Source organism: Cyanobium sp. Lug-B, assembly GCF_024345635.1.
GTDB classification, from domain to species: domain Bacteria; phylum Cyanobacteriota; class Cyanobacteriia; order PCC-6307; family Cyanobiaceae; genus Cyanobium; species Cyanobium minutissimum.
Window position 1 is genome coordinate 1 of record NZ_JAGQBM010000090.1, and the last position, 9,205, is coordinate 9,205.

Annotated in this window: 11 protein-coding genes; 6 read left to right on the top strand and 5 right to left on the bottom strand. The window is 72.2% G+C overall.

Features of this window, described 5'->3' with window-relative positions:
• Positions 1-42: 42 nt before the first annotated feature.
• Together malQ and KBY81_RS15480 are read right to left on the bottom strand one after the other, a co-directional pair.
• The gene (gene malQ / locus KBY81_RS15475; protein ID WP_254976979.1) at positions 43-1,602 is read right to left on the bottom strand and encodes a 4-alpha-glucanotransferase; all 1,560 of its coding nucleotides are present in this window, start codon (positions 1,600-1,602) and stop codon (positions 43-45) included.
• Positions 1,599-2,786, bottom strand: coding sequence for a Coenzyme F420 hydrogenase/dehydrogenase, beta subunit C-terminal domain (locus KBY81_RS15480; RefSeq protein WP_396103842.1), 1,188 nt, complete (start codon positions 2,784-2,786; stop codon positions 1,599-1,601). Before KBY81_RS15480 ends, malQ begins: the two co-directional genes overlap by 4 nt.
• Positions 2,787-2,957: 171 nt before the next feature.
• On the opposite strand from KBY81_RS15480, the gene KBY81_RS15485 reads away from it, so the two are divergent.
• Together KBY81_RS15485 and KBY81_RS15490 are read left to right on the top strand one after the other, a co-directional pair.
• Entirely contained in the window at positions 2,958-3,974 is a 1,017-nt protein-coding gene (locus KBY81_RS15485; RefSeq protein WP_254976981.1) for an LCP family protein, read from the top strand.
• Positions 3,975-3,988: 14 nt separating this feature from the next.
• Positions 3,989-4,657 carry a MarC family protein gene (locus KBY81_RS15490; protein WP_254976982.1) on the top strand — a complete coding sequence of 223 codons (669 nt, stop codon included), beginning with the start codon at positions 3,989-3,991 and terminating at the stop codon, positions 4,655-4,657.
• Between the two features lie 33 nt (positions 4,658-4,690).
• Here the strand turns inward: KBY81_RS15490 and KBY81_RS15495 are convergent, their stop codons facing one another.
• The 3 genes from KBY81_RS15495 to KBY81_RS15505 all read right to left on the bottom strand — a co-directional run bounded on the left by KBY81_RS15495 (position 4,691) and on the right by KBY81_RS15505 (position 7,558).
• Entirely contained in the window at positions 4,691-6,856 is a 2,166-nt protein-coding gene (locus KBY81_RS15495) for an AAA family ATPase (RefSeq protein WP_254976983.1), read from the bottom strand.
• 136 nt (positions 6,857-6,992) lie between these two features.
• Positions 6,993-7,367, bottom strand: a complete 375-nt coding sequence (locus KBY81_RS15500; RefSeq protein WP_254976984.1) for a type II toxin-antitoxin system VapC family toxin — start codon at positions 7,365-7,367, stop codon at positions 6,993-6,995.
• Positions 7,368-7,375: 8 nt separating this feature from the next.
• A complete protein-coding gene (locus KBY81_RS15505; protein ID WP_254976985.1) occupies positions 7,376-7,558 on the bottom strand; it encodes a type II toxin-antitoxin system VapB family antitoxin in 183 nt (60 codons plus the stop codon).
• A gap of 81 nt (positions 7,559-7,639) precedes the next feature.
• On the opposite strand from KBY81_RS15505, the gene KBY81_RS15510 reads away from it, so the two are divergent.
• The 4 genes from KBY81_RS15510 to KBY81_RS15525 all read left to right on the top strand — a co-directional run bounded on the left by KBY81_RS15510 (position 7,640) and on the right by KBY81_RS15525 (position 9,036).
• On the top strand, positions 7,640-7,792 hold the full coding sequence (locus KBY81_RS15510; RefSeq protein WP_254976986.1) for a hypothetical protein: 153 nt from the start codon (positions 7,640-7,642) through the stop codon (positions 7,790-7,792).
• A gap of 73 nt (positions 7,793-7,865) precedes the next feature.
• The gene (locus KBY81_RS15515; protein ID WP_254976987.1) at positions 7,866-8,315 is read left to right on the top strand and encodes a hypothetical protein; all 450 of its coding nucleotides are present in this window, start codon (positions 7,866-7,868) and stop codon (positions 8,313-8,315) included.
• Positions 8,316-8,330: 15 nt separating this feature from the next.
• Complete coding sequence (locus tag KBY81_RS15520) at positions 8,331-8,693, top strand: hypothetical protein (protein ID WP_254976988.1); 363 nt, start codon at positions 8,331-8,333, stop codon at positions 8,691-8,693.
• A 43-nt stretch (positions 8,694-8,736) separates the two neighbouring features.
• A complete protein-coding gene (locus tag KBY81_RS15525) occupies positions 8,737-9,036 on the top strand; it encodes a hypothetical protein (RefSeq protein ID WP_254976989.1) in 300 nt (99 codons plus the stop codon).
• The last annotated feature ends 169 nt before the right edge of the window (positions 9,037-9,205 follow it).

Consider the following 9,205-nt stretch of genomic DNA (forward strand, 5'->3'; position numbering starts at 1 on the left):
CGGCGGTGTGGCGGCCACGCCCCAGGGCCAGGCCCAGTTCCTCTACCCGCCCCCGGCTCCGGCTCCGGCCGCCGCCCCGCGCCCCCGCCCGTAGCGGGCCGCCATGGCGCCGAAGCCCTGGAGGGGCCCCGCCAGGGCGGGGACGGGGCGCGACAGCCGCCAGCTCCAGTTGCCCTCGATGGTGCCGGGGGTGTTGAAGCGGGCCTCATCGCCCAGCTCCAGCAGGTCCTGCAGGGGCACCACCGCCAGATCGGCCGGCGAGGCCAGCGCCACCTCCAGCAGCTGCCAGCCCGGCGCCCGCACCTCAGCCCCCACCACCGCCGCCACCCGGCCCCGGGCGCCGTCGTCGAGATCCCGCCACCAGCCGAGGCTGGTGGCGTTGTCGTGGGTGCCGGTGTACACCACCCAGCGGCTGCCGCTGTAGTTGGCCGGCAGGTAGGGGTTGTCGTCGTTGCCGTCGAAGGCGAACTGGAGGATCTTCATCCCCGGCAGGGCGAAACGATCCCGCAGGGCCTCCACCGCCGGGGTGATGACGCCCAGGTCTTCGGCGATCAGCGGCAGCCGGCCGCCGGGAAGCAGCCGTCCCTGGCGGCGGCAGCGGGACCGCAGGCCGCCCAGCAGGGCGGCGCCGGGGGAGGGACGCCACGAGCCGTGCTCGGCGGTGGCATCGGCGCCGGGGACGCTCCAGTAGGCCTCCAGGGCCCGGAAGTGGTCGAGCCGCAGCAGATCCATCAGCTCCAGCTGCCGCTGCAAGCGCTGCAGCCACCAGCGGAATCCCGTGAGCCGGTGCACCCACCAGCGGTAGACCGGGGTGCCCCAGAGCTGGCCGGTGGCGGAGAAGTAGTCCGGCGGCACCCCGCTCTGCTCCACCAGGCCGCCGCCGGCGCGCAGGGAGAACAGGCGCCGCTGGCTCCAGACATCGGCGCTGTCGTGGGCCACGTAGAAGGGAAGATCCCCCACCAGGCGCACCCCCTGGCGGTGGGCCCTCTCCTGCAGCCGGCCCCACTGGACCTGGAGCTGCCACTGCAGCAGGGCCTCCTCCTGCAGGGCCTGGCTCCGGGCGTCGACCAGGGCCCGAAGGGCGGCGGGCTGGCGTCGGGCCAGGGGTTCGGGCCACTCCCACCAGGGCCGGCCGTCCTGGAGGCGGCGGATCACCATGAAGCGGCAGTGGTCGACCAGCCAGAAACGCTGGCGCTCCTCCCAGCGATCGAAGGCCGCCCTGCGCTCCGGCGGCTGCTCCGCCCAGCCCCGGGCCAGGGCCGTGGCGATGGCGGCCGCCCGCGCGCCGGCTGCCCCTGGATCGAGGTGATCCTCGGGTCCGGTGGGCAGGGCGTCCCGGTCGGCGGCGGTGATCAGGCCGTCGACCACCAGGTCGTCGGCATCGATCAGCCAGGGGTTGAGGGCCGAACCGCTGGGGGAGCTGTAGGGGGAGCCGGTGCCGTCGGTGGGGGCCAGGGGCAGCAGCTGCCACACCCCCACCCCCTCGGCGGCCAGCAGGTCGATCCAGTCGCGGGCGGCGGCCCCGAAGCTGCCACAGGCCGGGGTGCCCGGCAGGGCGGTGGGGTGGAGCAGCACGCCGCAGGCCCTGGGGTCGTCGCTCATGGTGTCGGCAGGCGATAGCGGGCCACGATCCGGCGGGCGAAGGCCGGGATGTGGGCGTCCACCTTCTCCGGGTGGTGGCGCTGCAGCCAGAGGGCGTTGCGGGTGAAGTGGGAATCGATCGAGAAGCGGCCGTACTCGAGCCCCTTCGGCCCGAAGCGCTGCACGAACACCCCCACCAGTTCGGCGAGCCACATGGGCAGCTTGAGGGCCTTTTCGTAGGCGTCGATGCCCTGCTGCACCGCCTGGCGGCGGTCGCCGGAGCTGGTCACCGGCGCCAGATCGAGCTCCGGTTCCACCAGATCCAGCAGTTCCTGGCCGAGGGGGTTGCGGACGGTGACCCACTGGCGGCCGAAGCTGGCGCCCATGTAGCCCACCACCAGATCGGCGCCGGCATTGGTGTAGTCGAAGCAGCTCAGGCAGCTGGGGGCGAACACGTCCTTGAGGGCGGGCGTGTCGAGGCCGAAGAAGGGAACGGTTTCCTCCTGGCCGTCGCTGTGGCGGAAGTGGATGCGGAAGTCCTGCATGAACTCGTAGTGCACCACCGTGTCGGGGGAGCGGCTGGCGCTCTCCAGGAAGGTCTGCAGCCCGTCCCGGCTGACGTTGTCGACGCAGGGCAGGCCGAGCACGTAGAGCTGCTGCAGGGGCAGGGTGGCCTGGACAGCCCGCAGGGCCTGGATCTGACAGCCCACGCCGATGGCCAGCAGCCGTTCGATGCCGCTGCCTGGCAGCTGCTCGAGCACTTCGAGGTTGGGGGAGAGGGTGGGCTTGTTCACCCGCGCCGCCAGTACCTCCTGGGGGGTGCGGGCCAGCACCGGCACCGGTGTGAAGCGGTCGTCCGGGCTCTGCTGCACGCACAGCACCGCATCCACCAGGCCCGTTTCCAGGGCCCGCACGCCGATGCGGCTGACGATGCCGGTCCACTGGGCCCCCTCGATCGGCTGGCGCAGGCGGGCGGTGACCATGCGCTGGTGCACGCCGAAGTAGAGCTCGTCCTCGTCGTCGAGGCGGCGGCTGCGGCCGTGGACCTGCTCCTCCATCGCCTCGAAGCGCTGCTCGAGGAAGGCGCAGGCCCGGCGCACGTAGGCCACCCAGCGGCTGTCGCAGAGGCCGCAGTCGCTGCAGAGATCCTTGGCCGGTTTGGGGCTGCCCTTGGCCAGGGGTCGGGCTCGATCGTGCGGCGCCAGGGACGACGGCGCCGGTGAAGGAACGGAGGACAAGCGGTGGTGGGCGCAGGAGCTCGACGCTCAAGCTATCCGTCGTTGCGCTCCCATGCCGCCGCTCTGCGGTGGCCTCCGGGCCGATGGGCGGCGTCGCCTGCGCGAGAGTGCCCCCAGCCACCCTCCGTTTCGGCCCCGATGCCCGCCCGCCGGAAGCCCCGCCGCCCCGACGAACCCCCGGCCCCCGGCAACGGGACCCCTACGGCCCAGCCTCCGGCTGCGAAGCGGCGTCCGGCCACCGGACGGCTGCTCAAGAGCCTCGGCATCACCGCCGCCGGCGCCGTGGTGGGGATGGGCGTCCTGGGGCTGCTCTGGCCGATGCCCGACCGGGCCCTGGCGCCCACCCCCGAGGTGGGCCCGGCCAGCCTGGCCGCCCCGCCGGCGCGGGCCATCACCCTGCTGGTGATCGGCAGCGACGCCGAGACCATCGGCGCGCCGGTCAACAAGGCCGCCCCCGCGGGACCGGCCAACGCCGATGCCCTGCTGCTGGTGCGGGTCAATCCCGAGGGGCCCCTGCAGGTGCTCAACCTGCCCACCGAACTGGCGGTGAACCTGCCCGGGCAGAAGGGTCCGAAGCGGCTGGGGGAGGCGTTCCGCCTCGGGGGTGTGGCGCTCACCGCCGATGCGGTGCGGGAGCTGGTGGGGCTGGAGCCCCCTGCCCCCGACCGCTACCTGGTGCTCTCCCGGGGGGCGCTGCGGGATCTGGTCAACGGCCTGGGGGGGCTGGAACTCAGCCCGCCGCGGCGGATGAGCTACACCGATCAGACCCAGAAGCTGACCATCGACCTGGAGGCCGGGCTGCAGCAGCTGGGGGGCAACAAGGTGGAGCAGCTGGTGCGCTTCCGCGATCCCTGGCTGGGCGACACCGGCCGGCGCAGCAACCAGCAGCTGGTGGCCAGCAGCCTCCGGGAGCGGATGCTGCAGCCGGAGCGGCTGGCGAAGCTGCCGTTCCTGGTGGGCCAGCTGCAGCCGAAGGTCCAGACCAACCTGTCGCCGGGTGAGACCCTCAGCCTGCTGGCGGCCGGGCTGGATGGCAGCAAGCCGGTGCAGTTCGCCAGCCTGCCGCTGAAGCCCGCCGAGGAGAAGCACCAGGGCCTGCGCCAGCTGGAGGCGGGTGCGACGCCGCCCCTGTGGAAGCCGCCGGCCGCTCCCTAGCGATAGTGGGCACCATGGCCGTCCCTCCCGAGCTGCTGGTGCCGAGCACCTTCCAGCACTACCTGCTGGGGTTGTTCGCCGTGGCCAACAACTTCCCCGCCATCGGCCCATTCCTCACCCTGAGCCAGGGGTTGCCGAGCAGCCAGGTGCGGCGGGTGATCCGCATCACCACCCTCTCCAGCCTGCTGATCATGCTGGGGGCCTTTGTCCTGGGCACGGCGGTGCTCCAGTTCTTCGGCATCAGCGTCAGTGCCTTCCAGATCGCCGGCGGCCTGCTGCTGGGCTTCAGCGGCCTGAGCATGCTGAACGCCACCGATCCCGGTGATTCCCACGAGAAGAGCTTCGATGTCTCGCGCATGGATGTGGGGCAGATGACCTCCTCGGCGATCGTGCCGATCTCCCTGCCCCTCACCACCGGCGCCGGCACGATGTCGACGATCACGGTGTATGCCGAGGCGGCCCGCACCCTCGACCACCGCCTCGAACTGTTCGGGGCCATCGTGGCGATGGCGGTCCTGATCGGCCTGATGTTCACCTTCGCCACCCGCCTCACCCGGCTGCTGGGCCATGTGGGCATGACGGTGCTGATCAAGGTGATGGGCCTGTTCACCCTGGCGATCGGGGTCCAGTTCATCGCCACCGGCGCCACCACCCTGCTCAGCCGGGTGACGCTGAAGATCTGAGGCCGGCCGGTGGCCTCCCTCGGACCCTGACGTTCAGTCGGGCCGGGCGCGCCGGCGGAAGCTGAATCCCGCGGGCTGGGCCTCCGGGGTGCCGTTGGCCTCGATGGTTTCCCGGCAACGCTGCAGCAGCTCTTGGCGCATGGCCTCTGGGCTCTCGATCCGGATGCCGCCGCCGAAGGCGAACAGCCAGCTGCGCAGATCGATGTCGGCGGCCACGGTCCAGGGCGGCAGGTCGAGCTCCACCGGGTAGGGGTGGCTGCTGCCGGCCGGGCCGGGCTCGAGCACGTGGGGGGCCTTGGGGTGGTGCCACCAGGTGTCCCCCGGGAGCGGCCGGGAGAAGCGGGTGTGCTCGATCGGGTAGCGCTGCAGGCCCTCGCGGATGAAGGCGAAGGACCAGGGGGCGCAGCAGAAGCGCAGGGTCACCAGCGCCTGGCCGCGGCGCTGGGCCGACGGGCCGGCGATCTGCCGCTGCTGCTCCAGGTCGATGCCGAAGTAGATGCCGCCGCTGTGGTGCAGCAGCCGCTCCAGCCGCCTGAGGGCCGCCCCGTGGCTGTCGGCGTTGCGGCGCAGGTCGCCCCGGGACTGGACCAGGGCGAGGCGATCGAGCCGCTCGCAGCGGATCAGACCCTGGTCGTGGCCGAGGTGGTCCTCCTCGAACAGCAGATACCAGCCGACGTTGTGGAAGATCAGCTGCAGCGGCCAGACCCGCAGCTCCCCGCTGGGACCGTCGGCAAAGCTCCCCATCTCCGCAAAACGTTTCAGCAGCACGCGGCGGTGCTCCACGATCGCCGTCTCGATCGCCTCGGCGCGGCGCGGCGCGGCCAGCGAATCGCGCCGCACCAGGGCCATGTCCACCACCGCGTGGCGGGCGTAGCTGCGCACCGGTGCCTGTTCGGTGGCGCTGATGCCGGACCAGCCCAGCCGCTCGTCCAGCTCGGTGAGCAGGTCCTGGGCGGAGGGGTCGGCCAGGCGCCCGGCGGTCTGGCGCACCACGTTGTGGAGCTCCCGCAGCCGCGGCGGCGAGAGTACGGCGGTGCCGAGGCAGTAGCCGTGGCGCACGTTGTCGTTGCGGTGGCGGAAGCCGTAGGGGGTGAGGATCTTCTCGAGGTCCTTGCGCAGGGTGGCCGTTTCCCCCGGCAGGTAGGCCCCCGGGATCGCCTCGGTGGCGGCGATCAGGTGCTGGTGCAGGTTGCTGCCGCGCTCGGCCGGACGGTCGAAGGGCTCCTGGAGCAGGTGGCGCAGCAGGGTCATCACCCGCTGGAACACCGGCCCGTCGCCCATGGGCGGCAGGCCGCCATGGACGGCCCCGTGGGAGGTCCGGGCCAGGGGCGCCAGCTGGATCGGCGTCGTGCTGGGCACGGCGCTGCAGAAGCCGTTGGCCTCCAGCCAGGCCAGATCCCGCCGGATCGCGGCCGCATCGGCGTAGGCATCGCCATGCAGGCGGCCCAGGAAGGCCGCCGCTCGATCGGCCAGATCGCCCTCCGGCAACGGGGAGAGGATCGCCCCCAGCTCCTCGGCGCCGGCGGGATCACTGGCCGCCAGGTCGGGCCAGGTGCTCAGCAGCCGGATCAGGAACAGCAACCGTTCCTGATCCAGCAGGCGGGAGTAGCCGTGGCGCTGCACCTGGCGCTCCCGGTTGGTGGCCGAGCGGATGCGCCGATCCAGCGCCGCCAGCTCCGCCTGCAGCACCGGCGTCAGGTCGTCGTGGTGGGTGGGCACCACGCTGCAGAGGGCGGCGAAGCCCTCGGCACGCATCGGCCCGAAGTGGGGATCGGCCAGGGCGGCCGCCATCTCCTGGATCACCGGCACCGGCACCGGCCGGCTGCGCCGGGCGTTCCACGCCAGCGAGGTGGGCAGGTCGGTGTACAGCCACCAGCCGATCCACTCCACCGGTGCCGGCAGGGGCAGGGCCTGGGTGATCGCCAGCCGCCAGGCCCGGCGGGCGTGGGTGGCATCCACGATCACCGGGATGCCGGCCGCCACGGCCTCCACCAGGCGCTGGTGCAGCCGCTGCTGGATGTCCACCCAGGGGCCCTGCACCGCCGCATCCCCGAAGACCTCCGCCCGGATCGCGTCGGTGGAAAGCACCAGGGCGGGGGGATCCCCAGGGCCGGCCAGCAGGGGCGCCAGGGCCCGGGCGAGGGTGGTCTTGCCGCTGGCGGGCTGGCCGATCAGCAGGTGGCAGCGCAGGGACGCCATGGCGACAGCAACCGGGGAGACCCCACCACTCTTTCGCACGAGGGGTGCTCCAGCTGCCCCGCAGGAGCCTCGGACCAAAGAGAAGCGCCAGCTGGGCAGGTCAGTTGCTGCTAAGGGGGGCCGTTGCCGGCCTGCCTTACTCGCATTCTTGTTCCGGCTCTACCAACCCTTGCTCCTCGGCCACGGCGGCGAGGCGACGATCCTGGGTCCACAGCCGGCAGCGGCTCAATCGGGCAGAGGCGAGCAGGTGGACATCGACATAACCGATCCCTCGGCCCATCAGCTGGTCGCGCTCGATCAGCAGCAGCACTTCTGCGTCGCTGGCCACCACGGCAGCCGGGAGTCCCTGCAGAAGGCCCAGCACCTGCACGCGATCGCGCAGATTCCCGCAGGCGAGTTCGCCCATCACCCAGGGATGGATCAGCACCTCGCCGTCCTGCAGGCGCGTGGCAAGGCGCGGCAAGCCAGAGCGGAAGTGATCCACCCATACGGAGGTGTCGACGAGGATCACGTCGTGCTTCAGCGGCGGGGGATCGGCTCCAGCGCGGGTTCACTGCCCCCCAGCGCTGCGAGCCGCCTCGCGCTTTCGCGTTGCACCAGGGCCCGAAGGGCTTCCTTGAGCAGGGCGCTGCGTTCCAGATCTCCGCACAGCTGCTCGGCCCTGGCGAGCAGGTCATCGTCGAGCGTCACGGTGGTGCGCATGCTGTGGCCACGGCTGCCATCAGTCTAGGCATTATTTGATGACGTGATTGATGATCAGGGGGAGGTCTGGGAGGGGCCTAAGTGGTTGCCTGCCAGGATTTTGAGGCTCCTGGAGCTGCTGCGACCGTTGACCAGCCGATCGTCCTGGTCGAGCTGCTCACCCCAATCCAGCCGCCGGTGGTGATGGGCTTCACCGGCCTGCGCCGGCTCAACGGCAGCACCCCGGCCTCCTGATCTCCCCGCATCCCCCCACCCCAGCCACCCTGGGGCCTCCCGCCCGCTCGCCTTGATCCCTCCCCAGAAGCAGATGACCGGCATGCTCGGCCATCCGGTGGCCGAGAACCCGATCGATCGGATGTTCGATGCGGTCTATGCCCACCACGGGCTCTGCTGGCAGTTCTGGAAGAACGACATCGCCAACACGGCGGACCTGGCCCTGGCGGTGCGGGCCCTGGTGCCCCTGGGCTACAGCGGCATGGCCATCACCGTGCCTTACAAGGTGGCCGTGCTGCCCCTGCTCGATGACGTCGATGACGACGTGCGGGCCATCGGTGCCGCCAACTACCTCACGATCGAGGCGGGCCGCCTGATCGGCCACAACAACGACGGCAAGGGGGTGGTGAAGGCGATCGAGAAGCTGGCGCCCCTGGCGGGCCGGCGGGTGGTGATGCTCGGGGCCGGCGGTGCCGGCCGGGCGATGGCGGTGGAGATGGCCTGGGCCGGCGCGGCCCACCTCACCCTGATCACCCGGCGGTAGGAGCAGGGCCAGGAGGTGGCCGACACCGTCACCCGCGCCTCGGGCGTCCCGGCGGTGTGGCAGCCCTGGCAGGGGGAGGTGGTGGTGCCGGCCGGCACCACCCTGCTGATGAATGCCACCCACCTGGGCTGCGCGCCGGAGCTGGAGCCCGTGCCCGTCCGCTGGGACACGGTGGATCCGGCCTGCGTGGTGGTGGATGTGATCACCAACCCCCGCATCACCCCCTTCCTGGCCACGGCCCGCCGCCACGGCTGCCCGGTGGTGGATGGGGTCGAGATGCTGGTGCAGCTGGCCATGCAGATCTTCGAGCAGTGGACCGGCGTCACCCCAGAGGAGGAGGTGTTCCAGCGCGCCGTGGCCGAGGCCCTGGGGGAGTGAGCCCGGCGCCTTTACCTTGACGGGCGTTCTCACCGGCATCCCCATGACTCGGGTCGTCTCACTCGCCGCCCTTGCGGCCCTCGGCCTCCTGGCCGGCTGCGGCCGCCCCGATGGCCGGGCCCTGCAGACGATCGCCTGCCAGCAGGTGGCCAGCACCATCGACCTCCAGTCGGTGGGCCAGATCGATGCGCTGCGCAGGGCCCTCGGCCTGGCTCCGGGCGTCGACCCGATCGGCACCTGCCGCGAGCTCGGCGTCACCATGGAGGCCGGCGCCCCCGGAGCGGCTGGTGCCGGCGGTGAAGCCGAAGAAGGCGAGAACGGCGAGGAGGAGCGCGGCGAGTGAGGGCCGAGGGTCCCTAGGCCGCCTGCAGCACTCGCCAGCGGCCTCGCAGCACCTGCTGCAGCGCCGCCATCGCGGCCCCGGCCTCCTCGGCCGCCTCGCCGCTCGCCGCGCCGATCTCCGGCAGCCAGCCCAGCCAGGGCAGGCCGTCGCGGCGGCGCAGACCGGGCTG

Coding starts and splice junctions, on each gene's coding strand:
- KBY81_RS15485 (WP_254976981.1), top strand. CDS start 2,958: ATGCCCGCCCGCCGGAAGCCCCGCCGCCCCGACGAACCCCCGGCCCCC.
- KBY81_RS15495 (WP_254976983.1), bottom strand. CDS start 6,856: ATGGCGTCCCTGCGCTGCCACCTGCTGATCGGCCAGCCCGCCAGCGGC.
- KBY81_RS15525 (WP_254976989.1), top strand. CDS start 8,737: ATGACTCGGGTCGTCTCACTCGCCGCCCTTGCGGCCCTCGGCCTCCTG.
- KBY81_RS15490 (WP_254976982.1), top strand. CDS start 3,989: ATGGCCGTCCCTCCCGAGCTGCTGGTGCCGAGCACCTTCCAGCACTAC.
- KBY81_RS15505 (WP_254976985.1), bottom strand. CDS start 7,558: ATGCGCACCACCGTGACGCTCGACGATGACCTGCTCGCCAGGGCCGAG.
- KBY81_RS15515 (WP_254976987.1), top strand. CDS start 7,866: ATGACCGGCATGCTCGGCCATCCGGTGGCCGAGAACCCGATCGATCGG.
- malQ (WP_254976979.1), bottom strand. CDS start 1,602: ATGAGCGACGACCCCAGGGCCTGCGGCGTGCTGCTCCACCCCACCGCC.